This window comes from Modestobacter sp. SYSU DS0904 (assembly GCF_054051115.1).
The window spans coordinates 1-24,254 of the sequence record NZ_JBJHAQ010000002.1 but is presented as its reverse complement, the minus strand read 5'-3'; the positions used below and the strand labels follow the sequence as shown (position 1 = coordinate 24,254).

Annotated in this window: 22 protein-coding genes; 10 read left to right on the top strand and 12 right to left on the bottom strand. The window is 73.6% G+C overall.

Going from position 1 to position 24,254, the window contains the following annotated elements:
* Positions 1-92 precede the first annotated feature (92 nt).
* The 3 genes from ACI79U_RS01285 to ACI79U_RS01275 all read left to right on the top strand — a co-directional run bounded on the left by ACI79U_RS01285 (position 93) and on the right by ACI79U_RS01275 (position 3,356).
* Positions 93-980, top strand: a complete 888-nt coding sequence (locus tag ACI79U_RS01285) for a S1C family serine protease (RefSeq protein ID WP_457064280.1) — start codon at positions 93-95, stop codon at positions 978-980.
* 76 nt (positions 981-1,056) lie between these two features.
* Positions 1,057-2,892, top strand: coding sequence for an SCO7613 C-terminal domain-containing membrane protein (locus tag ACI79U_RS01280; protein WP_457064278.1), 1,836 nt, complete (start codon positions 1,057-1,059; stop codon positions 2,890-2,892).
* On the top strand, positions 2,889-3,356 hold the full coding sequence (locus ACI79U_RS01275) for a hypothetical protein (protein ID WP_457064276.1): 468 nt from the start codon (positions 2,889-2,891) through the stop codon (positions 3,354-3,356). The genes ACI79U_RS01280 and ACI79U_RS01275 overlap by 4 nt, the downstream gene beginning before the upstream one ends.
* 102 nt (positions 3,357-3,458) lie before the next feature.
* On the opposite strand, the gene ACI79U_RS01270 is transcribed toward ACI79U_RS01275, so the two are convergent.
* The 9 genes from ACI79U_RS01270 to ACI79U_RS01230 all read right to left on the bottom strand — a co-directional run bounded on the left by ACI79U_RS01270 (position 3,459) and on the right by ACI79U_RS01230 (position 13,168).
* The gene (locus ACI79U_RS01270; RefSeq protein WP_457064274.1) at positions 3,459-3,836 is read right to left on the bottom strand and encodes a metal-sulfur cluster assembly factor; all 378 of its coding nucleotides are present in this window, start codon (positions 3,834-3,836) and stop codon (positions 3,459-3,461) included.
* On the bottom strand, positions 3,833-4,303 hold the full coding sequence (gene sufU, locus ACI79U_RS01265) for a Fe-S cluster assembly sulfur transfer protein SufU (RefSeq protein WP_457064272.1): 471 nt from the start codon (positions 4,301-4,303) through the stop codon (positions 3,833-3,835). Before sufU ends, ACI79U_RS01270 begins: the two co-directional genes overlap by 4 nt.
* Positions 4,303-5,640, bottom strand: coding sequence for a cysteine desulfurase (locus ACI79U_RS01260; protein WP_457064270.1), 1,338 nt, complete (start codon positions 5,638-5,640; stop codon positions 4,303-4,305). Before ACI79U_RS01260 ends, sufU begins: the two co-directional genes overlap by 1 nt.
* Positions 5,637-6,485 carry a Fe-S cluster assembly ATPase SufC gene (sufC, locus tag ACI79U_RS01255; protein ID WP_457064268.1) on the bottom strand — a complete coding sequence of 283 codons (849 nt, stop codon included), beginning with the start codon at positions 6,483-6,485 and terminating at the stop codon, positions 5,637-5,639. Before sufC ends, ACI79U_RS01260 begins: the two co-directional genes overlap by 4 nt.
* A gap of 19 nt (positions 6,486-6,504) precedes the next feature.
* Positions 6,505-6,846 carry a non-heme iron oxygenase ferredoxin subunit gene (locus tag ACI79U_RS01250; RefSeq protein WP_457064266.1) on the bottom strand — a complete coding sequence of 114 codons (342 nt, stop codon included), beginning with the start codon at positions 6,844-6,846 and terminating at the stop codon, positions 6,505-6,507.
* Positions 6,846-8,171, bottom strand: a complete 1,326-nt coding sequence (sufD, locus tag ACI79U_RS01245) for a Fe-S cluster assembly protein SufD (protein WP_457064264.1) — start codon at positions 8,169-8,171, stop codon at positions 6,846-6,848. The genes ACI79U_RS01250 and sufD overlap by 1 nt, the downstream gene beginning before the upstream one ends.
* A complete protein-coding gene (sufB, locus tag ACI79U_RS01240; protein ID WP_457064698.1) occupies positions 8,171-9,577 on the bottom strand; it encodes a Fe-S cluster assembly protein SufB in 1,407 nt (468 codons plus the stop codon). The genes sufD and sufB overlap by 1 nt, the downstream gene beginning before the upstream one ends.
* Positions 9,578-9,609: 32 nt before the next feature.
* Positions 9,610-10,398, bottom strand: a complete 789-nt coding sequence (locus tag ACI79U_RS01235) for a helix-turn-helix transcriptional regulator (protein WP_457064262.1) — start codon at positions 10,396-10,398, stop codon at positions 9,610-9,612.
* A 175-nt stretch (positions 10,399-10,573) separates the two neighbouring features.
* The gene (locus tag ACI79U_RS01230) at positions 10,574-13,168 is read right to left on the bottom strand and encodes an ATP-dependent Clp protease ATP-binding subunit (RefSeq protein ID WP_457064260.1); all 2,595 of its coding nucleotides are present in this window, start codon (positions 13,166-13,168) and stop codon (positions 10,574-10,576) included.
* Between the two features lie 173 nt (positions 13,169-13,341).
* Between ACI79U_RS01230 and ACI79U_RS01225 the strand changes: the two genes are divergently transcribed.
* Both ACI79U_RS01225 and ACI79U_RS01220 read left to right on the top strand, forming a co-directional pair.
* A complete protein-coding gene (locus tag ACI79U_RS01225) occupies positions 13,342-14,283 on the top strand; it encodes a COX15/CtaA family protein (RefSeq protein ID WP_457064258.1) in 942 nt (313 codons plus the stop codon).
* A 69-nt stretch (positions 14,284-14,352) separates the two neighbouring features.
* Positions 14,353-14,595, top strand: coding sequence for a hypothetical protein (locus ACI79U_RS01220; RefSeq protein WP_457064256.1), 243 nt, complete (start codon positions 14,353-14,355; stop codon positions 14,593-14,595).
* 246 nt (positions 14,596-14,841) lie between these two features.
* Here ACI79U_RS01220 and ACI79U_RS01215 read toward each other — a convergent pair whose 3' ends face one another.
* Complete coding sequence (locus tag ACI79U_RS01215; protein WP_457064254.1) at positions 14,842-15,765, bottom strand: heme o synthase; 924 nt, start codon at positions 15,763-15,765, stop codon at positions 14,842-14,844.
* 321 nt (positions 15,766-16,086) lie between these two features.
* Here ACI79U_RS01215 and tkt point away from each other — a divergent pair, with 321 nt between their 5' ends.
* From tkt to pgl, 5 genes are all read left to right on the top strand, one after another.
* Positions 16,087-18,324: a transketolase gene (gene tkt / locus ACI79U_RS01210; RefSeq protein WP_457064252.1), complete on the top strand. Its 2,238-nt coding sequence runs from the start codon at positions 16,087-16,089 to the stop codon at positions 18,322-18,324.
* Between the two features lie 88 nt (positions 18,325-18,412).
* Positions 18,413-19,519 carry a transaldolase gene (gene tal, locus ACI79U_RS01205; RefSeq protein ID WP_457064250.1) on the top strand — a complete coding sequence of 369 codons (1,107 nt, stop codon included), beginning with the start codon at positions 18,413-18,415 and terminating at the stop codon, positions 19,517-19,519.
* Between the two features lie 124 nt (positions 19,520-19,643).
* The gene (zwf, locus tag ACI79U_RS01200) at positions 19,644-21,167 is read left to right on the top strand and encodes a glucose-6-phosphate dehydrogenase (protein ID WP_457064248.1); all 1,524 of its coding nucleotides are present in this window, start codon (positions 19,644-19,646) and stop codon (positions 21,165-21,167) included.
* A gap of 48 nt (positions 21,168-21,215) precedes the next feature.
* Positions 21,216-22,433, top strand: coding sequence for a glucose-6-phosphate dehydrogenase assembly protein OpcA (locus ACI79U_RS01195; protein WP_457064246.1), 1,218 nt, complete (start codon positions 21,216-21,218; stop codon positions 22,431-22,433).
* Positions 22,430-23,260: a 6-phosphogluconolactonase gene (pgl, locus tag ACI79U_RS01190; protein ID WP_457064244.1), complete on the top strand. Its 831-nt coding sequence runs from the start codon at positions 22,430-22,432 to the stop codon at positions 23,258-23,260. Before ACI79U_RS01195 ends, pgl begins: the two co-directional genes overlap by 4 nt.
* Before the next feature lie 77 nt (positions 23,261-23,337).
* Here pgl and ACI79U_RS01185 read toward each other — a convergent pair whose 3' ends face one another.
* Both ACI79U_RS01185 and secG read right to left on the bottom strand, forming a co-directional pair.
* Positions 23,338-23,679, bottom strand: coding sequence for an RNA polymerase-binding protein RbpA (locus ACI79U_RS01185; RefSeq protein ID WP_457064242.1), 342 nt, complete (start codon positions 23,677-23,679; stop codon positions 23,338-23,340).
* A gap of 211 nt (positions 23,680-23,890) precedes the next feature.
* Positions 23,891-24,124: a preprotein translocase subunit SecG gene (gene secG, locus ACI79U_RS01180; protein WP_457064240.1), complete on the bottom strand. Its 234-nt coding sequence runs from the start codon at positions 24,122-24,124 to the stop codon at positions 23,891-23,893.
* Positions 24,125-24,254: the final 130 nt, after the last annotated feature.

Below are 24,254 nucleotides of genomic sequence, written 5' to 3'. Positions count from 1 at the left end.
TGACCGCCGGCTGCAGCACCGACGACGGCTCGGACTCCGGCAGCGCAGCCGCCGGCAGCGCGACCGCGGCCACCTCGATCACCGTGCCCGAGGTGGTGCAGCAGCTGCGACCGAGCGTGGTCACCATCTTCGCCTCGGAGGGCCTGGGGAGCGGTGTCGTGTACCGCAGCGACGGGCTGATCGTCACCAACGCGCACGTCGTCGCCGGGAACGAGCAGGTCGAGATCGCCTTCGCCGACGGTCAGCGGGTGCCGGGCACCGTCGAGGCCGCCGACCCGATCTCCGACCTCGCCCTGGTCCGCGCCGACCGGCAGGGCCTGCCCGCGGCCAGCTTCCAGGAGGACGCCCCGCAGGTCGGTGCCCCGGCCATCGCCATCGGCAGCCCGCTGGGTTTCGAGAACACCGTCACCACGGGCATCGTGTCCGGGCTGCACCGGGACATCCCCGGCTCGGCCGCCCAGGGCCGGCCGCCCCTGGTCGGCCTGATCCAGACCGACGCCGCCATCAGCCCGGGCAACAGCGGCGGTGCGCTGGCCAATGACGCCGGCGAGGTGATCGGCATCAACGAGGCCCACATCCCGCCCTCCACCGGGGCGGTGTCCCTGGGCTTCGCCATCCCCGCGGCGGTCGTCGTCGACGTGGTGGAGCAGCTGCGGCGGACCGGCACCGTCGACCACGCCTTCGCCGGGCTCGCCCCGGCCACGCTCACCGAGCAGATCGCCGACCAGCTGGGGTTGTCCCGGTCCGCGGGCGCCGTCGTCACGAGCGTCACCCCGGGCGGCCCGGCCGACGTGGCCGGGCTGCAGCCCGGTGAGGTGATCACCGAGGCCGACGGCGAACCGGTGCGCACCGCCGAGGACCTCGTCGCCGTGGTGCGGCAGCACGAGCCCGGCGACACCCTCGAGCTGGAGGTGCTGCACGCCGACGGCGGCACGGACACCGTCCAGCTGACCCTGACCGATCGCCCGACGACCGGCTGAACCCGCGCGCGGCCCGCCGGTCTGGGAACCTCGGACCCCGAGCGTCACACCTGAGCCGTCGGGGAGGAGGACCACCGTGCCGAGGCGGGAGGTCGACTACCCACCCCCGCTGGGGCGGCCGTCGCCACCACCGCCGGCACCGGCCGAGGCCGGGCCCGGCGACGTCGCGCCGCAGCAGGTCCTGCTCGGCGCCGGCGCGGTCGCCGTGGTCGCCGCGGGGGCCGCCTCGCTCACCGACGCCGGCTCCGTCCCCGGGCTGCTCGTGGTCACCCTGCTGACCGTCGCCGCCACCCTGGGTTCGCTGCGGGCCGGCCGCCGGGGCCTGCGCAGCAGCGAGGAGGCGCTCGCCTCCGCCGCGGTGGTGCTCGCCGCGGTGGGCGCGTGGTCGGCCGGGGACGGGCCCGGCGGCCCCACCGCCGTGCTGCTCGCGCTGCTCGCCGCGGTGTTCGCCGTCCTCGGCCTGATCGGGCGGTCGACCCTGACCTGGCCGACCGCCGCCTGGGGCGCCGCCCAGGGGGCGGTGCTGAGCGGGCTGACCGGCTCCGGGTTGTCGCTGGCCCCGCACGCCAGCGCCGTGCTGGCCACCGCCGTCGTGGGCCTCGCGGCCACGCTGGCCGCCCGCCGGGCCGTCGCGGTGGTCACCCTGGTCACCGCGGCCGCCTGGTGGGTCACCGGGGTGGTGGAGGGCTCCGCCCTGGTCTGGACGACGGAGTCGGTCGCCGTCGCCGTCGCGCCGGCGGTGCTGATGCTGCTGGCGGCCGGCGCGCTGCTCGCCCTGCGCCGCCGGCGTGACCTGCGGTCGCTGCTCGGTCCACGGGCGGCGGTGCCGGTGCTCGCCGGGATGGTGGCCGGGGCCGCCGTCGCCGGCCTGCTGCAGGCCGCCGGGCTGGTCGGGGTGCTGACCAGCGGGTACCTGGGCCTGGCGCTGGCCACGGTGGTGGGTGCGGTGGCCTCGCCGGAGCGGGCCGCCCCGCTCCGGCCGGCCGGCCTGGCCGGTGCCGCGGTGCTCACCGGGCTGGCCGTCGTGCAGCTGCTCGGCTCGGGGCACTGGTCGGCGCTGGCCGCCCTGCTGGCCGTCGCCGCCGTCCCCGCGGTGGTGGTCGCTGCCCGCCAGCCCACCGACCGCCCCGGCGCGCTGCCGATCGCGGTCGGCTGCCTGGCCGCCGCCGTGCTGCTGGCCGAGGCCGACGGCAGCCTCGGGCCGGCACCGGCCGGTCAGCTGCTGGTGCTGCTGTGCCTGCTGGCCCTGGGCAGCGCGACCGCCCTGCGCGGGCACCGGGCGGAGCTGCCGCTGACCTGGACGGCCGCCGGCGTCGCCCTGCTGGGGCTGGTGCACCTGGCCCGCGCCGGGCACCTGGGTGGCCTGGCCCTCGGGCTCGCCGTGGTCGGCGCGGGCTTCGTCGCGTCCGGCACGGTCACCGACCGGGCACCCGCCCGGGCCGGCGGGTCCGCCGCGCTCGTCGTGGCGGCGTGGCTGGCCGCCGGCCAGGCCGGCATCGCCGTGCCGGAGGCCTACACGCTGCCGGCCGCGGCGGTGCTGTGGCTGTACTCGGGACGGCGGCTGGTCACCGGCGCCTCGTGGCCCGCCTGGGGCCCGGGGCTGGTGGTCGCCTTCGCCCCGTCGGTGTGGCTGGCGGTCACCGAGCCGGACCTGCTGCGGCTGGTGCTCGTCGTCCTCGCCGCGACGCTCACCGCCGTCGCCGGCAGCCGCTGGGCGGTGCAGGCGCCGCTGGTGGTGGGCGCCGCGTCGCTGGCCGCCGTGGCCCTGGGGCGGGTGATCGCCTACCTGCCGCTGACCGGTCTGCTCGTGGTCGGGGCCGCCGGCGCCGTGCTGCTCACGGCAGGCGCGGTCTACGAGGACCGGCGCGCCCGGGCCCGGGCTGCCCTCGCCCGCGTCACCGACCTGCGATGACGCGGAGTCGGTACAGCCACTGCACGCAGAAGTCCGCTGTCGTGGGGGCGCTCGCACTCCTGGCGACCGGCGTCAGCGCCTGCGGCGGCGCGGACTCGCCGTTCCTCGGTGCCTGGGCGGACGCCGGCGGCCCGGTCGACCGGGCCGAGCTGGCGCTGTACCGCGGGGAGGAGCACTGCGACTGGGAGCAGGCCCTCTTCCTGGACGTGGCCTGGCCGCCGGGCGCCGGTGTGCGGCGCCAGTTCGTCCGGGACCCCGACGGGGTCGTCTCCCCCGCTCTCGCGGCGGCGTTCGACGGAGAGGCGACCCTGCCCGACGACGCGGTCGGCACGGGCTTCCGGAACGAGGCCGGCGTGCGGCTGGAGCTGCCGCCCGGCGAGGACCCGCGCGAGGCCTACCTGGTGGAGCCCTCCGGCGCGGTAGAGGCGTGGCCGGTGGCCGAGCCGGCGTGGGGGTGCGACTGAGCCGACGAGGGCCCGCACCCCGGTCGGGGTGCGGGCCCTCGTCGGCTCGCGGTGGGGCCAGAAGCGGTGTGGCCAGACGCGGTGTGGCCAGACGCGGTGTGGCTAGACGCGGAAGCCGAGCGCGCGCAGCTGCTCACGGCCGTCGTCGGTGATCTTGTCGGGGCCCCACGGCGGCATCCAGACCCAGTTGATCCGGATGTCGCCGACGAGGCCGGGGCCGGGGCCGCCGGTCAGCGCCTGGCGGGCCTGGTCCTCGATCACGTCGGTGAGCGGGCAGGCGGCCGACGTCAGCGTCATGTCGATGATCGCGACGTTGGCCTCGGTGTCGACGTCCAGCCCGTAGACGAGCCCGAGGTCGACGACGTTGACGCCCAGCTCGGGGTCGACGACGTCGCGCATGGCCTCCTCGAGGTCCTCGATCAGGGCGGACTTGCCGCCGTAGATGCCCTCGGCCGCAGCCGGCTCGGTGGTCTCGCTCATCGGTTCACTCCCTCGGTCGGGGCGGAGGACAGCGCGCGGGCGCTCGCGTCCTTCAGCGCCATCCAGCTCATCAGCGCGCACTTGACCCGGGCCGGGTACTTGGAGACGCCGGCGAACGCGATGGCGTCCTCCAGCTCCTCCTCCAGCCCCTCGGCCACGGACGAGTCGCCCTTGCTCTGCATCAGCATCATGAAGTGCTCGCCGGTGGCCAGCGCCTCGGGCACCGACTTGCCGAGCACCAGGTCGTACATGGCCGACACCGACGCCTGGCTGATCGAGCAGCCCATGCCCTCGTAGGAGACGTCGGCGATCGTGTCGCCCTCCAGGTGCACCCGCAGGGTGACCTCGTCGCCGCAGGTCGGGTTGACGTGGTGCACCTCGGCCTCGAACGGGTCGCGCAGACCGCGCCCGTGCGGGTTCCGGTAATGGTCCAGGATGATGTCCTGGTACATCGACTCCAGCTGCATCAGCTCGCCCCGCCCTCGGTCACAGCAGGTGCAACACCGAAGAAGCGCTGGGCTTCCCGCACGGCGTCGACGAGCGCGTCGACGTCGTCGTAACCGGTGTGCACGTAGAAGGTGGCACGGGTGGTGGCCGGCACCCCGTAGCGCCGGACCACCGGCCAGGCGCAGTGGTGGCCCACCCGGACCTCGACGCCGAGGTCGTCGAGGACCTGGCCGACGTCGTGCGGGTGGACGCCCTCGACGGTGAAGCTGATCGCCCCACCGCGGGCCACCGTGTCCGGCGGGCCGATCACGGTGACGCCGGGGATGGCCTGCAGCTGCGCGAGGGCGTACTCGGTGAGCGCCTCCTCGTGCGCCAGCACCTTGTCCATGCCCAGCCGCTGCAGGTAGTCCACGGCCGCGCCGAGCCCGATCACCTGCGCGGTCATCGGGACGCCGGCCTCGAACCGCTGCGGCGGCGGCAGGAACGTGCTGCCCTCCATCCGCACCACCTCGATCATCGAGCCGCCGGTGAGGAACGGCGGCAGCGCGTCGAGCACCTCGTACCGGCCCCACAGCACGCCGACGCCGGTCGGGCCGAGCATCTTGTGCCCGGAGAAGACCAGGAGGTCCGCGCCCAGCGCGGCGACGTCGACCGGCTGGTGCGGCACCGACTGCGCGCCGTCGACCAGCACCAGCGCGCCGACCTCGTGCGCCCGGGCGATGATGCCCTCGAGCGGGTTGATCGTGCCGAGGATGTTCGACTGCTGGGTGACCGCGACCAGCTTGGTGCGCTCGTTGACCACGGTGTCCAGGTCGGAGACGTCCAGCCGGCCGTCGTCGGTGAGCCCGAGCCAGCGCAGCGTCGCCCCGGTGCGCTCGCACAGCTGCTGCCAGGGCAGCAGGTTGGCGTGGTGCTCCATCTCGGTGACGACGATCTCGTCGCCCTGCCCCACGGCGTACCGGCGGAACTCCGGCTCCTTCGCCGTGGCGGCGTTGCTCAGCGCGTAGGCGACCAGGTTGATCGACTCGGTGCTGTTGCGGGTGAAGACGATCTCCCGCTCGGGGGCGCCGATGAAGGCGGCCACCTTCGACCGCGCCGCCTCGTAGAGGCCGGTGGCCTCCTCGGCGAGCTGGTGCGCGCCGCGGTGCGGGGCGGCGTTGTGGTTCTCGTAGAAGTCCCGCTCGGCGTCGAGCACCGAGCGCGGCTTCTGCGACGTGGCCCCGGAGTCGAGGTAGACCAGCCGACGCCCGTCGCGCACCGTGCGCGTCAGGATCGGGAAGTCCGCCCGGATCGCCTCGACGTCCAGGGGCAGCGGCGCCTGCTGCGCCCCATCGGGACGCGAGACGGTCTGGGTCATGACTGGTGGGCCTCCGTGTCGGCCTTCTCGATGGCGGCCTGCTCGGCCGAGTCCTTGACGTAGGCGGCGTAGCCCTCGTCCTCGAGCTTCTGCGCCAGCTCCGGGCCGCCCTCCTCGACGACCCGACCGGCGACGAAGACGTGCACGAAGTCGGGCTTGATGTACCGCAGGATCCGCGTGTAGTGCGTGATCAGCAGGACGCCGACCGGGCTGTCGGCCTTGGCCCGGTTCACGCCCTCGGAGACGACCCGCAGCGCGTCGACGTCCAGGCCGGAGTCGGTCTCGTCCAGGATCGCCATCTTCGGCTTGAGCAGCCGCATCTGCAGGATCTCGTGGCGCTTCTTCTCACCGCCGGAGAAGCCCTCGTTGACGTTGCGCTCGGCGAACGCCGAGTCCATCTCGAGGTTCTCCATCTCGGTGCGCACGTCCTTGACCCAGGTGCGCAGCTTCGGCGCCTGGCCGGTGACCGCGGTGGCCGCGGTGCGCAGGAAGTTCGACACCGAGACGCCGGGGACCTCGACCGGGTACTGCATGGCCAGGAACAGGCCGGCCCGGGCGCGCTCGTCGACGGTCATCGCGAGGACGTCCTCGCCGTCGAGGGTCACCGTGCCGCCGGTGATCGTGTACTTGGGGTGGCCGGCGATCGAGTAGGCCAAGGTCGACTTGCCGGACCCGTTGGGGCCCATGATCGCGTGGGTCTCGCCGCCGCGGACGGTCAGGTCGACGCCACGGAGGATCTCCTTGGCCTCGTCGCCCTCGCCGACGGTCACGTGCAGGTCGCGGATCTCCAGGACGCTCCCGGCCTGCAGGCCGGTGGCGGACGGGGTCGCGGTGGGGCTGGTCACGGGTGTTCTCGCTCCTTGGTCAGTTGGCCGCGGCGAGGGGGGCGTCGACGTCGATCAGCACGTCGTCGCCCTCCACCCGGACCGGGTAGACGGGGACCGGCTCGGTGGCCGGCAGGTTGGTGGGCTGGCCGGTGCGCAGGTCGAAGCAGGAGCCGTGCAGCGCGCACTCGATGGTGGGCGCGCCGTCGACCTCCTCGATGTCGCCCTCGGTCAGCGGGATGTCGGCGTGCGAGCAGCGGTCCTCGATGGCGAACAGCTCGCCGTCGAAGTCCACCACCGCCACGTCGACGTCGGCCAGCTCGATCCGCAGTGCGCCGTCCTCGGGCACCTCGGACCGGCCGCAGACACGTGCGAAGGCCATCAGGCCACCTCGACCGACTGCTCGTCCAGGTCGGGCAGTGCGCCGAGCCGACGCTCGATGGTGCCCATCAGCCGGTCCTGCAGCTCGGGCAGGCCGATCTGCTGGACGACGTCGGCGAAGAAGCCGCGCACCACCAGACGGCGGGCGGTCTCGGCGTCGATGCCGCGGGAGCAGAGGTAGAACAGCTGCTCGTCGTCGAACCGGCCGGTGGCGCTGGCGTGACCGGCGCCGACGATCTCGCCGGTCTCGATCTCCAGGTTCGGCACCGAGTCGGCGCGGGCGCCGTCGGTGAGCACCAGGTTGCGGTTGAGCTCGTAGGTGTCGGTGCCGGTGGCCGCGGGGCGGATCCGGACGTCGCCGACCCACACGGTGTGCGCCTTCTCCCCCTGCAGGCCGCCCTTGTAGACGACGTTGCTGGAGCAGTTCGGCGTGCCGTGGTCGACCCAGAGCCGGTGCTCCTGGTGCTGGGTCTCGTCGGCGAAGTACACGCCGAGCATGTCGACCGAGCCGCCGGGGCCGGCGTACTGCACGTTGTTCACCAGCCGGACCAGGTCACCGCCGAGGGTCACCGCGACCTGCTTGAGGCGGGCGTCCCGGCCGATGACGGAGTCGTACTGCGCGCCGTGCACCGCGCCCGGAGCCCAGTCCTGCACGGAGACGACGGTGACCTGGGCCCCGTCGCCGAGCAGGAAGGAGACCGAGCCGGCGTAGCGGGCCAGGCCGCTGTGGTCCAGCACGACCGTGGCCTGCGCGAACGCGCCGACCTCGATGACCAGCTGGCCCCAGACGACCTCGTCGCCGCCGGTGCCGGCCAGCCCGAGGGTGACCGGGCGGTCGAGCACGGCCTCCTTGGCGATCCGGACGACGGCCGCGCCACCGCTGCGCTGGCGGGTGAGCGCCGCGAGCCGGTCGACCGGCTCGGGCAGGCCCTTGAGCAGCGGGTCGTCGACCTCGACGCTGGTCAGCTCGACACCCTCGGGGAGGTCGGTGGACCAGGTCAGCTGCGCCTGCGAGGGTGCGCCGTCCAGCAGCGGGCGGATGCGGCGCATCGGGGTGAAGCGCCACTCCTCCTCCCGGCCGGTCACCACGCCGAAGGCGTCGGGGTCGGTGGAGGTGAACCGCTCGGCCGGCGAGCCGGTCGGCGCGGGGCCGCCGTGCGAGTGCGACCCGGGGGGCGCGTCGCCGGCCGAGCCGGTGCCGGCCGCCGGGGTGGTCGGCGGGCCCGCCTGCGCACCCACGCCGGGGGCGAAGAGCTCCCCGGCGAGGGTGGCCGAATCGGTCGTGAGGGTGGTCTGGTCGTCAGTACCGGTGTTCGGGGCCGACATCAGCCGACAGCACCTTCCATCTGCAGCTCGATCAGGCGGTTCAGCTCGAGGGCGTACTCCATCGGCAGCTCCCGGGCGATCGGCTCGACGAAGCCGCGCACGACCATCGCCATCGCCTCGTCCTCGGAGAGCCCGCGGCTCATCAGGTAGAAGAGCTGGTCCTCGCTGACCCGGGAGACGGTCGCCTCGTGGCCCATCGAGACGTCGTCCTCGCGCACGTCGACGTAGGGGTAGGTGTCCGAGCGGCTGATCGTGTCGACCAGCAGCGCGTCGCACTTCACCGTCGACTTGGAGCCGTAGGCGCCCTCGTCGATCTGCACCAGGCCGCGGTAGGAGGTGCGGCCACCGCCTCGGGCCACCGACTTCGACACGATCGTCGAGGAGGTGTGCGGCGCGGCGTGCACCATCTTGGCGCCGGCGTCCTGGTGCTGGCCCTCACCGGCGAAGGCGATGGACATGACCTCGCCCTTGGCGTGCTCGCCGGTCATCCAGACGGCCGGGTACTTCATCGTCACCTTGGAGCCGATGTTGCCGTCGACCCACTCCATGGTCGCGCCCTCGTGGGCCACGGCCCGCTTGGTGACCAGGTTGTAGACGTTGTTCGACCAGTTCTGGATGGTCGTGTACCGGCAGCGGGCGTTCTTCTTCACGATGATCTCGACGACCGCGGAGTGCAGCGAGTCGGTCTTGTAGATCGGCGCGGTGCAGCCCTCGACGTAGTGCACGTAGGCGCCCTCGTCGATGATCATGAGGGTGCGCTCGAACTGGCCCATGTTCTCGGTGTTGATCCGGAAGTAGGCCTGCAGCGGGATCTCCACGTGGACGCCCTTGGGCACGTAGATGAACGAGCCGCCGGACCACACCGCGGTGTTCAGCGCGGAGAACTTGTTGTCCCCGGCCGGGATGACCGAGCCGAAGTACTCGCGGAAGAGCTCGGGCTGCTCGCGCAGCGCGGTGTCGGTGTCCAGGAAGAGGACGCCCTGCTCCTCGAGGTCCTCGCGGATCTTGTGGTAGACGACCTCGGACTCGTACTGGGCCGCGACACCGGAGACCAGCCGCTGCTTCTCCGCCTCCGGGATGCCCAGCTTGTCGTAGGTGCTCTTGATGTCGTCGGGCAGGTCCTCCCACGAGGTGGCCTGCGCCTCGGTGGAGCGCACGAAGTACTTGATGTTCTGGAAGTCGATCCCGGAGAGGTCCGAGCCCCAGTCGGGCATGGGCTTCCGGCCGAAGATCTTCAGCGCCTTGAGCCGGCGCTCGAGCATCCACTCGGGCTCGTTCTTGCGGCGCGAGATGTCACGGACGACGTCCTCGTTGATGCCACGGGTGGCCGAGGCGCCGGCGACGTCGGCGTCCGACCAGCCGTACTTGTACCGGCCGAGAGCGTCGATCGTCTCGTCCTGCGTCATCGGTGCGCTGGTCACCGGCTGCTGGGTGCTGGTCATGCGGGGGTCCTCTCCCGGTCGATCGAGGGGGTGGAACGAGTGCTGGCGCCAGCCGTCCCGGCTGTGGCGCGACCAGCAGGTACAGGGCGTGCCGGGACGGCTTTGTTCCCGGCGCGCTGGTTGGGGGCGGGGATGTGCGGCCCGGGGTCCCGGGGTGGACGGGCGGGGATGTGCGTCGTGCAGATGCCGTCCCCGTGGGCGATGGTGGCCAGCCGCTGCACGTGGGTGCCCACCAGCCGGCTGATCACCGCGGTCTCAGCCTCGCACAGCTGCGGGAACTCGGCGGCCACGTGGGCCACCGGGCAGTGGTGCTGGCAGAGCTGCTCGCCGCCGGAGATCGCGCCACCGCCGAGGGACATCGCCATCGCCGCGTAGCCCTCGGTGGTGAGCGCGGCGGCGACCACCTCGGCCCGGTCCACGGGTTCGGTGGCGTCCCGCTGGGCCTGCTCGACCGCGGCGGAGCAGCGCTCCTCCAGCCCGGCGAGCTGCTGCTCGGCGACCTCCCGCACCGCCTCGGGGCCGCCGTGGGCGGCGACGAACCGCAGCGCGGTGAGCGCGAGGTCGTCGTAGGCGTGCGGGAAGGAGGCCCGGCCGACCTCGGTGAGCGCGAACCGGCGGGCGGGGCGCCCCCGGCTCCGGCGACCGGCAGCTGCCTCCCGCTCCGTCACCCGGCCGGCGGCCAGCAGGCCGTCGAGGTGCCGGCGGACGGCGGCCGGGGAGATCCCCAGCCGGCCGGCGAGCTCCGCGGCGGACTGCGGACCGTGCTCCAGGAGCAGCGCGCTCACCCGGTTCCGGGTGCGACCGTCCTCGACCGGCGGGGCCGGGGACGGCACGGTCCCGGCGCCGGCCGGAGCCGGGGTCGGGACACGGGGCGCAGCGGATTCCACAACACGATTGTGTGCTTAATCGGGAGGCCCGCAAGCAAGGTCGCCCTTACCTGCGGGCCTCCCGAGAGGCAGGTCACACCCCGGCCGTGGCCTCGCTCTCCGCCTCGGTCTCGGCGCTGGCCACCGTGTTGGGCTCGACGTCGTCGACGGCGAAGTCCAGCGCGCCGTCCACCACGCCGACCCGGACCCGCTGGCCAGCGCTGAGCTGGCCGCCGAGCACCATCCGGGACAGCTGGTTGTCGACGTCCCGCTGGATCGCGCGGCGCAGCGGCCGGGCACCGAACTGGCGCTCGAAGCCGCGCTCGGCCAGCCAGGCGACCGCCTCCGGCGTGACCTCGATCGCGATGTCCTGGGCGGCGAGCCGGCGCCGGGTCTCGTCCAGCAGCAGGTCGGTGATCCGGGCCAGCTGCTCGGGCTCCAGCTGCCGGAAGACGACGATCTCGTCGATCCGGTTGAGGAACTCCGGCCGGAACGCCTCCTTCAGCCGCCGCATCACCGCGTCGCGCACCGAGTTCTCGCGCCCCTGGCCGCGCCCCTCCTCGTTGCTGGTGAACCCCAGCGGGCCGGCGGTGTTGACGATCGCCTCCGACCCCAGGTTGCTGGTCATGATCACCACGGTGTTGGTGAAGTCGACCGCGCGCCCCTGGGAGTCGGTGAGCCGGCCGTCGTCCAGCAGCTGCAGCAGCGTGTTGAACACGTCCGGGTGCGCCTTCTCGACCTCGTCGAAGAGCACCACCGAGTAGGGCCGGCGGCGGACCGCCTCGGTGAGCTGACCGGCGTCCTCGTACCCCACGTAGCCAGGGGGCGAGCCGACCAGCCGGCTGACCGTGTGCCGCTCCTGGAACTCACTCATGTCCAGCCGGATCATCCGGTCGGAGTCGCCGAACAGCGCCTCCGCCAGCGCCCGGGCCAGCTCGGTCTTGCCGACGCCGGTCGGGCCGAGGAACAGGAAGCTGCCGATCGGCCGGTCCGGGTCACCCAGACCCGCGCGCGAGCGCCGGATGGCCTCGGCGACCACCCCGACCGCCTCGTCCTGGCCGACGACCCGCTGGTGCAGCACGTCCTCCAGCCGCAGCAGCCGGTCGCGCTCCTCCTCGGTCAGCTGGGACACCGGCACGCCGGTCGCCCGGGAGACCACCTCGGCGATCTCCGCCGTCCCCACCTCGGGGATGCCCGCATCCCCGCCGGAGCGGGCCCGCTCCAGCTCGGCCTGCGCCGCCTGGCACTCGTCGCGGAGGCTGGAGGCCCGCTCGTACTGCTCGGCAGCGACGGCCTGGTCCTTCTCCCGCTGCAGCTCCTGCACGCGCTGCTCCAGCGCACGCAGGTCGGTGGTCGGCCGCCGCACCCGCAGCCGGGTGCGGGCGCCGGCCTGGTCGATCAGGTCGATCGCCTTGTCCGGCAGGTGCCGTTCGGTCACGTACCGGTCGGACAGCTCCGCCGCGGCGACCAGCGCCTCGTCGGTGAACCGCACCTGGTGGTGGGCCTCGTACCGGTCGCGCAGGCCGCGCAGGATCTCGATGGTGTCCAGCACGCTGGGCTCGGGCACCAGCACCGGCTGGAACCGCCGCTCCAGGGCCGCGTCCTTCTCGATGTTGCGCCGGTACTCGTCCAGCGTCGTGGCACCGACGATGTGCAGCTCGCCCCGGGCCAGGGCCGGCTTGAGCATGTTGCCCGCGCCCGCCGAGCCCTCCGAGCCGCCGGCGGCGACGACGGTGTGCAGCTCGTCGATGAAGACGATCACCTCGTCGCTGTGCTCGCGGATCTCGTCCATCACCTTCTTCAGCCGCTCCTCGAAGTCACCGCGGTAGCGGGTGCCGGCGACCAGGCCGGTGAGGTCGAGCTCGACCAGCCGGCGGTCGCGCAACGACTCGGGGACGTCGCCGTCCACGATCTGCAGGGCGATGCCCTCCACGATGGCGGTCTTGCCGACGCCGGCCTCGCCGATGAGCACCGGGTTGTTCTTGTTCCGCCGGGAGAGCACCTCGATGGTCTGCTCGATCTCCTGCGCGCGGCCGATGACCGGGTCGATCTTGCCGTCCCGGGCCAACGCGGTGAGGTCGCGCCCGTACTCGTCGAGCGTGGGGGTGCTCGACGGGGGCTGCTCTCCCCCACCGCCACCGGCGGCCGGGACGGGACCGCCGGCCGCTGCCCGCTGCAGCCCCTCCGGGGTCACCCGGGCACCGCCCAGCACCCGGCCGGCGCCGGACTCCGGGTTGAGCGCCAGCGCGAACAGCAGGTGCTCGGGGCCGATGTAGGTGGAGCCGCTGGCGCGCGACACCTGGTGGGCGTCGAGCAGGGCCCGCTTGGCCGCCGGGGTCAGCGCCGGCGGCTGCCCGGTGGGCTCGCCGCCGCCCAGCTGCTCGGCCAGCACGTCCCGCAGGCCGTCGGCGTCCGCGCCGCTGCGGGCCAGCAGGGTGCGCGTCGGCTCGTGCCCGGCCAGCGCCCACAGCAGGTGGGCGGTGTCCAGGTCGGGGCTGCCCCACGCGGCGGCCTGCTGCGCCGCGGCGGAGACCACCTCCCGGGAGTGCGAGCTGAGCAGCTGGGTGATGTCCACCCGCTGCATCCCGCGCCGCGCCCCGCCGGGGCCACCGCTCATGCCGAGGAACGCCTGGAAGAAGTCGTCGAACGGGCTGCCGCCGTAGGGACCGCCCGGGAAACCGCTGCTCATCTGGAGTAGGCCGCCTCTCGTGTCGATGTGGCGGTGCTCACCTACCCGCTCCGGGCGCGCTGCACCTCGACGGCCTGATCAGCGCGGTCGGCCGGGGTGGCGGGGCCGGGGAGGGCACCGGCGGGCCGTTCGGCCGGGCCGGTGAGGGCACCGACGTGGATAGCATCGGAGCCGTGTCCGTTCTTCCCGCCTCGGTCCGCTCGGCCGCGGTGCGCCCCTCGACCGTGTCCCGCATCGCACTGGCCAACCTGGTGGCGAACGGGCTGATCGTCCTCACCGGTGGCGCCGTCCGTCTGACCGGCTCGGGACTGGGCTGCCCCACCTGGCCGCGGTGCACCGACGAGAGCTTCGTGTCGACGCCGGAGCTCGCCGGGCACGGGATGATCGAGTTCGGCAACCGCCTGCTGACCTTCGTGCTGGCCGCCGTGGCGATCGCCACCGTGGTGGCCGTCTTCCGGTCGGCCCGCCACGACCTGCGCCGGCTGGCGGTGCTGAGCTTCCTGGGCATCCCGGCGCAGGCGCTGCTGGGTGGGGTCACCGTGCTCACCGGCCTCAACCCGTGGACGGTGGCCGCCCACTTCCTGCTGTCGATGGTCCTGGTGGCGATCGCGACGATCCTGTGGCTGCGCTCCCGCGAGCCGGGGGTGGGCCAGCTGCTGGTCCGCCGCCCGTTCGCGCTGCTGACCGCCGGGCTCGCGGTCACCGTCGCCGTGGTGCAGGTGCTCGGCACCGTCGTCACCGGCAGCGGTCCGCACAGCGGCGACCCGGAGGCCGGTCGCACCGGCCTCGACCCGGAGCTGATGAGCCAGCTGCACGCCGACGCCGTCTTCCTGCTCATCGGCCTGACCGTGGCGCTGCTGGTCGGGCTGCACGCCACCGACGCCCCCGCCCGGGTCCGCCGCGCCGTCCGTGACCTGCTGGTCGTGGAGCTGCTCCAGGGCGTCGTCGGGTACGCCCAGTACTTCACGAACCTGCCGGCGGTGCTGGTGCTGCTGCACATGGCCGGCGCGGTGCTGATCACCGTCTACACGGCGCGCCTGGTGTGGGCCCTCCGCGGCCCGGCGTCGGAGCTGCCCGTCGACGCCGCCCCCGCCCGCGAGGCCGCCACCCGCTGAGAGGCCGGACGGTCGCGACCGGGACGACGTCCGGCACCGCTGGCCCTCCACCCACCTACCGTGACCGGTGTGACCATCGACCCGGCTCCTGTCCCCAGAGCCGTGGCGCGTGGTGGGCCGTTGGACGGCAGCGCTCTCGGCGACGTCGCACCGGCGGAGTTCGAGGTCGTGATGGCTGACGGCTCGCACCATCTGTACGGCGCCACGGACGAGTGGGCAGAGAGCGCGCCTGGTGTCCACGCACGGGTCTACGACTGGCGCGGCCGACTGGGCGGCCCCCGGGCCAGTGGCGATGAGCCGGAGCGGACCTGAGGGACCAAGCACGCCGGAACGGGACGCCTGCCCAGCGAGCCGGTCCGCGGCCCGGCGTCGGAGCTACCCGTCGACGCCGCCCCCGCCCGCGAGGCCGCCACCGGCCGGCCGGCCGCGACCGCGCAGCGCCGCACGGCGACAGCGAGCGCTGACTGCCGGTTCTGCCGCGGCCGGCTGGCACTCAGCGCCCGCCGTTCGACCAGGCGGCCCTACGGGCGCGAGTGCCGGGGGCAGCGGGGTCCTTCGTCAGGCGAGGACGTCGACGACCAGGGCGATCGACAGCAGCGTCATGTAGGTGATCGACACCGAGAAGAGCCGCATCGGGCGGTCGGGGACGCCGGCCTTGATCCGCCGCAACCAGGCGTGCGACTCGGCGACGTACCAGGCGCCCAGGCCCAGGGTGGCGATGCCGGTGATCCAGCCCAGCTGCGGCGTCACCGGCACCATCAGCAGCGAGGTGCCCAGGGTGCCCCAGGCCCAGGCGACGGACTGCCGCCCGACGGTGACCGGCCCGGCCACCACGGAGAGCATGGGCACCCCGGCCCGGAAGTAGTCGAAGCGGAACCGGCTGGCCAGCGCCCAGAAGTGCGGCATCTGCCAGCAGAAGACGATGCCGAAGAAGACGAAGGCCGGCCAGTCCAGCGATCCGGTGACGGCCGCCCACCCGATCAGCACCGGGGCGGCGCCCGGCAGCCCGCCGAACACGGTGTTGTGCCGGGTCCGGCGCTTGAGCACCATCGTGTACAGCACCGAGTAGGCCAGCACCGCGGCGGCCGCGAGGGCCGTGGCCAGCGGCGTGGTGAACAGCCCGAGCAGCACCAGCGAGATCCACGCCAGCAGCACGCCGAAGATCAGCGCGGCCCGGGGCTCGATCACCCCGCTGGGGATCGGCCGGTTCCGGGTGCGGGACATCAGCCGGTCGATGTCCCGGTCGTACCAGCAGTTGACGGTGTTGGCGGCCCCGGCGGCGAGCATGCCGCCGACCAGGGTGGCGACGACCAGACCGGTGCCCGGCCAGCCCCCGGCCGCGAGCATCATCGCCGGCAGCGTGGTGACCAGCAGCAGCTCGACCAGCTTCGGCTTGGTCAGCGAGACGTAGGCGGCCCCCGTCGCGCGGACCGGACGCCGCGGGCGGGTACGGCCGACGGGGCGGTCGGCGATCGCCGTCACCGGGGGCCCAGGAGCGCGGCGTCGCGCGGGCAGCAGGGCACCACGAGGTCCTTCTCCGCAGGGGGATGGGATTGCGCGACCACTCTAACCGGGTGACTCGATGGGAATGGCCGGGCACCACTAGGGTTTGATCACGTTGACTCTGCGCGTAGAGCGGGTAGGGCGGTCGTCGAGGACGCCGGCGCACCCACCGCTCCCGACTTCCGACCGTGCCCGACCGGGGCGGCCGTGGTGCGCACCGTCGTCCGCCCGGGGTGGGTGGGTCCCTGCGCCCCCGGGCGGCCCGGCATCGACCTACCCCGAGGGAGCACCGAGCGCCACATGAGCACTGACAACTCCTCTTCGACCGAAGCAACCCGCCCCGAGGCGCCGGCGGAGGCCGCCACCGACACCGCCACCGGCTCCCCGCGCCAGCCCCGTCAGACGCTGCCCGAGGGCTTCGGCGAGCTCGACCGCAAGGCCATCGACACCGCCCGCGTGCTGGCGATGGACGCGGTGCAGAAGGTCGGCAACGGCCACCCCGGCACCGCGATGAGCATGGCGCCCACCGCCTACCTGCTGTTCCAGAAGTGGCTCAAGCACGACCCCAGCGACCCGAACTGGGTCGCCCGCGACCGGTTCGTGCTCTCCATGGGCCACTCCAGCCTGACCCTGTACGTCCAGCTCTACCTGGCCGGCTACGGCCTGGAGCTCGACGACCTGCGCGCGCTGCGCACCTGGGGCTCGAAGACCCCCGGCCACCCGGAGGTCGGCCACACCGCCGGCGTCGAGACCACCACCGGCCCGCTGGGCCAGGGCGTGGGCAACGCCGTCGGCATGGCCATGGCGGCCCGCCGCGAGCGCGGCCTGTTCGACCCGGAGACCCCCGAGGGCGAGAGCCTGTTCGACCACACCATCTGGGCGTTCGCCTCCGACGGCGACCTGGAGGAGGGCGTCAGCGCCGAGGCGTCGTCGCTGGCCGGCACCCAGCAGCTGGGCAACCTCGTGCTCGTCTACGACGACAACCAGATCTCCATCGAGGACGACACCACGGTCGCCTTCACCGAGGACGTCGGCAAGCGGTACGAGGCCTACGGCTGGCACGTGCAGCACGTCGACGACGGTGAGGACCTCGCCGCCCTCGACGCCGCCTTCGCCGCCGCCAAGGCCGAGACCACCCGCCCCTCGCTGATCGTGCTGCGCACCGTCATCGGCTGGCCGTCGCCGAACAAGCAGAACACCGGCGCGGTGCACGGCTCGGCGCTGGGCGACGACGAGGTCAAGGCCACCAAGGAGATCCTCGGCTTCGACCCGGAGAAGACCTTCGAGGTCACCCCCGAGGTCATCGAGCACACCCGCAAGGCCGTCACCCGGGGCCAGGAGGCGCACCGCGCCTGGCAGTCGGACTTCGACGCGTGGCAGCAGGCCAACCCCGAGGGCTGGGCACTGCTGGAGCGGATGACCACCCGCACCCTCCCCGAGGGCTGGGCGGCGAACCTGCCGACCTGGGACGCCGACCCCAAGGGCGTCGCCACCCGGAAGGCCTCGGGTGAGGTGCTGGCCGCGCTCTACCCCGAGCTCCCCGAGCTGTGGGGCGGCTCGGCCGACCTGGCGGAGAGCAACAACACCGCGGTCAAGGGCGAGCCGTCGTTCGTGCCGGCGAACCGGCAGACCAAGATGTGGACGGGTGGCCCCTACGGCCGCACCCTCCACTTCGGCGTCCGCGAGCACGCCATGGGCGCGGTCATGAACGGCATCGCGCTGCACGGCGGCACCCGCGTCTACGGCGGCACGTTCCTCACCTTCTCCGACTACATGCGCGGTGCGGTGCGGCTGGCGGCGCTGATGCAGCTGCCGGTCACCTACGTGTGGACCCACGACTCCATCGGCCTGGGCGAGGACGGCCCGACGCACCAGCCGATCGAGCACTACGCCGCGCTGCGGGCGATCCCCGGGCTGGACTTCGTCCGCCCCGCCGACGCCAACGAGACCGCCGTCGCCTGGCGGACGATCCTGGAGCACAACGACCGGCCGGCCGGCCTGGCGCTGTCCCGGCAGAACCTGCCGGTGTTCGACCGGACCGAGTTCGGCTCCGCCGAGGGCGTCGCCAAGGGCGGCTACGTGCTCGCCGAGGCCTCCAACGGCTCCCCCGAGGTGATCCTCATGGGCACCGGCTCCGAGGTGCAGATCGCCGTCGCCGCCCGCGAGCAGCTCGAGGCCGCCGGCGTCCCGACCCGGGTCGTCTCGCTGCCCTGCTGGGAGTGGTTCGCCGAGCAGGACGAGGCCTACCGCCTCGAGGTGCTGCCCGCCTCGGTCAAGGCGCGGGTCAGCGTCGAGGCCGGCGTCCCCATGGGGTGGCGCGAGTTCGTCGGCGACGCCGGCCGGATCGTCGGCCTGAACCACTACGGCGCCAGCGCGTCCTACTCGAAGCTGTACGAGGAGTTCGGGCTGACCGAGGACGCCGTCGTCGCCGCTGCCCGGGAGAGCATCGAGGCCGCGGCCTCGGGTGCCACTCCCCCCAGCGGAGCCGGGGTCTCCCGCGGCGGGGTCTACGGCTCCGACGCCACCGGCGACCACTGAGGAACGACCCCGCTGGGGCCCGCCACCCGCATCGCGGCGGGCCCCAGCGGGGCCACGAACCACACCACCCACGACAGGAGGGCACGAGATGGCCCAGAACGAGAACCTGGCACAGCTGTCGAAGGCGGGGGTCGCCGTCTGGCTCGACGACCTCTCGCGTGACCGCATCCGCAGCGGCAACCTGCAGTCGCTGGTCGACGAGCAGAGCGTCGTCGGCGTCACCACCAACCCGTCGATCTTCGCCGCCGCGATCAGCGGCTCGGACTCCTACGACGACCAGCTGCACGCCATGGCCGTGCGGAAGGTGAGCGTCGAGGAGGCGCTGCGCACCATCACCGCCGCCGACGTCCGGGACGCCTGCGACCTGCTCGCACCGGTGGCCGCGCGCACCGGCCGCGACGGCCGCGTCTCGCTGGAGGTGGCCCCGGGCCTGGCCCGCGACACCGATGCGACCGCTGCCGAGGCCGCCCACCTGTGGTGGCTGGTCGACCGGCCGAACCTGTTCATCAAGATCCCGGCCACCCTCGAGGGCCTCCCCGCGATCACCAGCACGATCGCGGCCGGCATCAGCGTGAACGTGACGCTGATCTTCAGCCTCGAGCGCTACAAGGCGGTGATGGAGGCCTACATCGCCGGCCTCGAGCAGCGCCTGGCCGAGAACCCGGACGCCTCCTTCGAGGGGATCGAGTCCGTCGCCTCCTTCTTCGTGTCCCGGGTGGACACCGAGATCGACAAGCGGCTGGACGACGCCGGCGCCGACGCCTCGCTCAAGGGCAAGGCCGGCGTGGCCAACGCCCAGCTGGCCTACCAGGCCTACGAGGAGGTGTTCTCCTCCGACCGCTGGAAGGCGCTGGAGGCCAAGGGCGCCAGCAAGCAGCGTCCGCTGTGGGCGTCGACCGGGGTCAAGAACCCGGAGTACTCCGACACGATGTACCTGTCCGAGCTGATCGCCCCGGACACGGTGAACACCATGCCGGAGAAGACCATGCAGGCCTACGCCGACCACGGCCAGGCCGGCACCCCGGTGCAGTCGGCCTACGCGGACGCCGCGCAGGTCATGCAGGCCGTCGCCGACGCCGGCGTCGACCTGGACGACGTCTTCCGCGTCCTCGAGGACGAGGCCGTGCAGAAGTTCGTCGACTCCTGGGACGAGCTCACCGCCTCCGTGCAGGAGCAGCTGCAGGACAAGAAGTGACGGTGCGCCGGCTCCCGGCGCACCCGCACCGCACCACCTGAACAACGCTGCAGCACCCGACCCGCCGTCCGGCCCGGTCCTCCCGGGCCGGACGGCGGGCACCCAGCGATCGAGGACGGAGCCGATGTCCACCAATCCGCTACGCGATCCGCGGGACCGGCGGCTGCCCCGAGTACCCGAGCCCTGCGCTCTCGTCGTCTTCGGCATCACCGGTGACCTCTCGCGCAAGAAGCTCCTCCCGGCGGTCTACGACCTGGCCAACCGCGGCCTGCTCCCCACCAACTTCGCCCTGCTGGGCTTCGCCCGCCGTGACTGGGGCGACGTGGAGTTCTCCGAGCTGGCCCGCTCGGCCGCCCGCGAGCACGCCCGCACCCCGTGGCGCGAGGAGGTCTGGGAGCGGCTGGCCAACAGCGTCCGCTTCGTCCAGGGCTCCTTCGACGACGACAACGCCTTCGACGAGCTCGCCGAGAACCTGGCCGAGCTGGAGGGCAGCCACGGCATCGGCGGCAACGCCGCGTTCTACCTCTCCATCCCGCCGGCGCTGTTCCCCGTCGTGCTCAAGCAGATGCAGCGCACCGGCATGGCCGAGAGCACCCAGGAGCGGTGGCGCCGGGTCGTCGTGGAGAAGCCGTTCGGCACCGACCTGGCCTCCAGCCGCGAGCTGAACGCGCTGGTCGACTCGGTCTTCACCGCCGACGACGTGTTCCGGATCGACCACTACCTGGGCAAGGAGACGGTCCAGAACCTGCTCGCCCTCCGCTTCGCGAACACGCTGTTCGAGCCGATCTGGAACGGCCACCACGTCGACTCGGTGCAGATCACCATGGCCGAGGACGTCGGCATCGGTGGGCGCGCCGGGTTCTACGAGAAGACCGGCGCCGCCCGGGACGTGCTGCAGAACCACCTGCTGCAGCTGCTCGCGCTGACCGCCATGGAGGAGCCGGTCGAGTTCTCCGCCGAGGAGATCCGCACCGAGAAGCTCAAGGTGCTGCGCGCGATCTCCATCCCCGCCGACGGGGACATGGCGCAGTTCGCGATCCGCGGCCAGTACGAGCAGGGCTGGCTCGCCGGCCAGCGGGCGAAGGGATACCAGCAGGAGGAGGGCGTCGACCCGGAGTCGACGACCGAGACCTACGCCGCCGTCCGGCTGGGCGTCGAGACCCGCCGCTGGGCCGGGGTGCCGTTCTACCTGCGCACCGGGAAGCGCCTGCCCCGGCGGGTCACCGAGATCGCGCTCTCCTTCCGGCGCGCCCCGCACCTGCCCTTCGCCCCGACCGACACCGAGGAGCTGGGCCACAACCAGCTGGTCATCCGGGTGCAGCCGGACGAGGGCGTGACGCTGAAGTTCGGGTCCAAGGTGCCGGGCAGCGTGATGGAGGTCCGCGACGTCGCGATGGACTTCCTCTACGGCGAGCAGTTCACCGAGGCCAGCCCCGAGGCCTACGAGCGGCTGCTGCTGGACGTGCTGCTCGGCGACGCCACGCTGTTCCCCCGCAACGCCGAGGTCGAGGCCTCCTGGGCGGTCATCGACCCGCTGGAGCACTTCTGGGCCGGCACCACCCCGCACTCCTACCGGGCCGGCGAGTGGGGCCCCCGGGCTGCCGACGCCATGCTCGAGGCCGAGGGCCGGGCGTGGCGCCGACCGTGACCGGGATCCCTGCCCTGCCCCACCCTCGCGAGCTGAGGAGCTGACCTCGTGACCACGCTGTGGGACACCACCGGATCTGCGGTGGTCAAGGAACTGGCGGCCCAGCGCCGCACCGGCGGCGCCGTGATGAGCGGCGTCGCGCTGACCCTGGTGGTCATCGCCGACGAACGCCGGGTCGCCGAGGCCGAGCAGGCCGCCGCCGCGGCCGCCGAGTCGCACCCCTGCCGGCTGCTGATCGTCGTCCGCCGCCAGATCGAGGCCCCGGCGCCCCGGCTGGACGCCGAGGTGCTGATCGGTGGCCGGCTCGGGCCGGGTGAGGCCGTCGTGATGCGCATGTACGGCCGGCTGGGCCTGCACGCCGAGTCGGTGGTGCTGCCGCTGCTGGCCGCGGACGCCCCCGTCGTCACCTGGTGGCACGAGGCGCCACCGGAGCGCATCGAGCGCGACGCGCTCGGGGTCATCGCCGACCGGCGGATCACCGACTCCGCGCTGGCGGAGGACCCGGCGGCCGCACTGCGCAACCGGGCGTCGGACTACGCCCCCGGCGACACGGACCTGGCCTGGACCCGGAGCACGCCGTGGCGGGCGACGCTCGCCTCCACGCTGGACTCCGTGGCCGGCCGGCGCGGCGAGCCGGTGCGGGTCCGCGGCGGCCGGGTCGAGGGTGACCCGGCCAGCGCCACCGCCCAGCTGATCGCCGGGTGGCTGTCCGCCCGGTGCGGCTGCGACATCCGGGTCGGCAGCACCGCCCGGGTCCCCGGGCCGTCGGGGGTGCACGCCGTCGCGCTGCAGCTGGACCAGGACGAGGAGCTGCGGGTCGAGGACGACCGCAAGGGCGGGGCGGTCATCACGCAGCCGTTCCGACCGGAGGCCGTCGTCGCGCTGGCCGACCGCTCGATGGGCGAGCTGATCGGGGAGGAGCTGCGCCGGCTCGACCCCGACGAGCCCTACAGCGAGGCGTTGGAGGCGGTCTCCGGGCTCTCCGGGCTCTCCGACCGCCCCGCCTGCCGTGACCACGTCTGGTACGACCCGATGCGGCCGGAGCAGTCGGCCGCGGCGGCGGAGCTGGAGCTGAACTCGCCCGACGAGCTGGCCGAGGCGTCCGGTACGGCGGCCGCACCCGCGCCCACCGTGCCCGACACCCCCGGTGACACCGACGAGATCGCCGAGAGCGGCGAGCACGACTCCCCCGCCGACGACTCCGACGAGCAGCCGATCGTGCAGTCCGCCGGTGCACCCGCCGCGAAGAAGGCAGGACGGCGATGAGCCAGCAGAAGGACCCTCCTGCCGCCCACCACTCGCAAGCTCGCGGCGGGCCCCTGCAGGAGGGCCAGACGCCCGACGTGGTCGTGCTGCCCGACGCCGACCGGCTGGCCCGGTCCGTGGCCTCCGCGCTCGTCGCGCGGCTGGCCGCCGCCCAGGCCGTGCACGGCACCGCGTCGGTCGTGGTGACCGGCGGCGGGATCGGTACCGCCGTGCTCCAGCGGGTCGCGGAGCTCGTGGCCGAGCCCGAGCAGGCGGTCGTCGACTGGACAGCGGTGGACGTGTGGTGGGGCGACGAGCGCTTCGTCCCCGCCGATTCCGGCGACCGCAACGAGCTCGGTGCCCGGCAGACCCTGGTCCTGCCGGCCGGCATCCCGCCCGAGCGGGTGCACGCCATGCCGTCGTCCGACGCCGGGTTCGACGAGCCCGAGGACGCCGCCGCCTGGTACGCCGGGGAACTGTCCGCAGCCGCCGGTGAGGGTGCGGAGCTGCCCCGCTTCGACGTCCTGCTGCTGGGCATGGGACCCGAGGGCCACGTGGCGTCGATCTTCCCCGACTCCCCCGCCGCCCGGGACGAGCGTCCGGTGGTCGCCGTCCGGGACTGCCCGAAGCCGCCGCCGACCCGGGTGAGCCTGGGCTTCTCCGCGATCACCTCCGCCGAGGAGGTGTGGCTGCTGGTCAGCGGCGAGGGCAAGGCCGAGGCCGTTGCCCGGGCGCTCTCCGGCGCCACCCGGCTGGAGATCCCGGCGGCCGGAGCCCGGGGCAGGCGGGCGACCCGCTGGCTGCTCGACGAGGCCGCCGCCAGCCGGCTCCTCCGCGCGCAGCGGTAGGCGCGGTACCCGCGTCCCCGTCCCCGGTGCGCGAACGGCGAGGGCCCGGGTGCGTGGTGCACCCGGGCCCTCGCCGTTCAGGCGCCCCGGCGGGCGCGCAGTCGGGTCAGCGCCTCTTCGAGCAGGGCGTCGCCGTCCTCGTCGGAACGCCGCTCCCGCACGTAGGCCAGGTGCGTCTTGTACGGCTCCGTACGGGGCGCCGGCGGGGGGTTCTGCTGGTCGGTGCCGGCCGGCAGACCGCACCGCGGGCAGTCCCAGGTCTCCGGTACCTCGACCTCGGCCGCGAAGGCGATCCGCGACTCGTGCCCGTTGGCGCACCAGAAACCGATGCGGTGGCGCGGGGCTGCCTCACCGCGCTCGGCTTCCCCCATCGGGCCAGCGCCCACTCGGCTGCCCCGGATCGCGTTCCCACCAGCCATGTACGGCCCCCTGATGTCAGCTCCGTCGACGGTGACGAGTTGATCACCGCGCGGGCAGTCTAGGGCCTACCGAGCGTTACCCAGGTCACGATGCGGACACCGTCCGTACCGGCACGCGATCGGCAGCATGCCTTTTCCGCGGGCACCGGCCGCGGCCCCGTCCAGAGGCTCGCCCCGAGATTGCGAGGGGTGAGGAGGAGGGGGTCCTTCTTCAGGCCTTGATCAGGATGCCCAGGGCGACGATGCAGACTGTCCACAGGACCCCGAAGAGCACGGTGACCCGGTTCAGGTTCTTCTCCACGACCGAGCTGCCGGCCAGCGACGAGGAGGCCGCGCCGCCGAACATCGACGACAGGCCACCGCCCTTGCCGCGGTGCAGCAGGACCAGCACGATCAGGCCGATGCTCAGCAGCACCAGCAGCACGTTGAGGGCGCCTTCGATCACAGTTCGTCTCCTTGCCCGTGGACCGGGGGGTGTGGGGGCGTGCACCCCAGCCGTCGGGGGCTCTCGACCTGCCAGCCTAACCGATGGAGTGCGACCGGCTCCGTGCGCCGACGGCCGGCCGCCGGCACAC

Coding starts and splice junctions, on each gene's coding strand:
- ACI79U_RS01275 (WP_457064276.1), top strand. CDS start 2,889: ATGACGCGGAGTCGGTACAGCCACTGCACGCAGAAGTCCGCTGTCGTG.
- ACI79U_RS01270 (WP_457064274.1), bottom strand. CDS start 3,836: ATGAGCGAGACCACCGAGCCGGCTGCGGCCGAGGGCATCTACGGCGGC.
- sufU (WP_457064272.1), bottom strand. CDS start 4,303: ATGCAGCTGGAGTCGATGTACCAGGACATCATCCTGGACCATTACCGG.
- ACI79U_RS01260 (WP_457064270.1), bottom strand. CDS start 5,640: ATGACCCAGACCGTCTCGCGTCCCGATGGGGCGCAGCAGGCGCCGCTG.
- ACI79U_RS01250 (WP_457064266.1), bottom strand. CDS start 6,846: ATGGCCTTCGCACGTGTCTGCGGCCGGTCCGAGGTGCCCGAGGACGGC.
- sufD (WP_457064264.1), bottom strand. CDS start 8,171: ATGTCGGCCCCGAACACCGGTACTGACGACCAGACCACCCTCACGACC.
- sufB (WP_457064698.1), bottom strand. CDS start 9,577: ATGACGCAGGACGAGACGATCGACGCTCTCGGCCGGTACAAGTACGGC.
- ACI79U_RS01230 (WP_457064260.1), bottom strand. CDS start 13,168: ATGAGCAGCGGTTTCCCGGGCGGTCCCTACGGCGGCAGCCCGTTCGAC.
- tkt (WP_457064252.1), top strand. CDS start 16,087: ATGAGCACTGACAACTCCTCTTCGACCGAAGCAACCCGCCCCGAGGCG.
- tal (WP_457064250.1), top strand. CDS start 18,413: ATGGCCCAGAACGAGAACCTGGCACAGCTGTCGAAGGCGGGGGTCGCC.
- zwf (WP_457064248.1), top strand. CDS start 19,644: ATGTCCACCAATCCGCTACGCGATCCGCGGGACCGGCGGCTGCCCCGA.
- pgl (WP_457064244.1), top strand. CDS start 22,430: ATGAGCCAGCAGAAGGACCCTCCTGCCGCCCACCACTCGCAAGCTCGC.
- ACI79U_RS01185 (WP_457064242.1), bottom strand. CDS start 23,679: ATGGCTGGTGGGAACGCGATCCGGGGCAGCCGAGTGGGCGCTGGCCCG.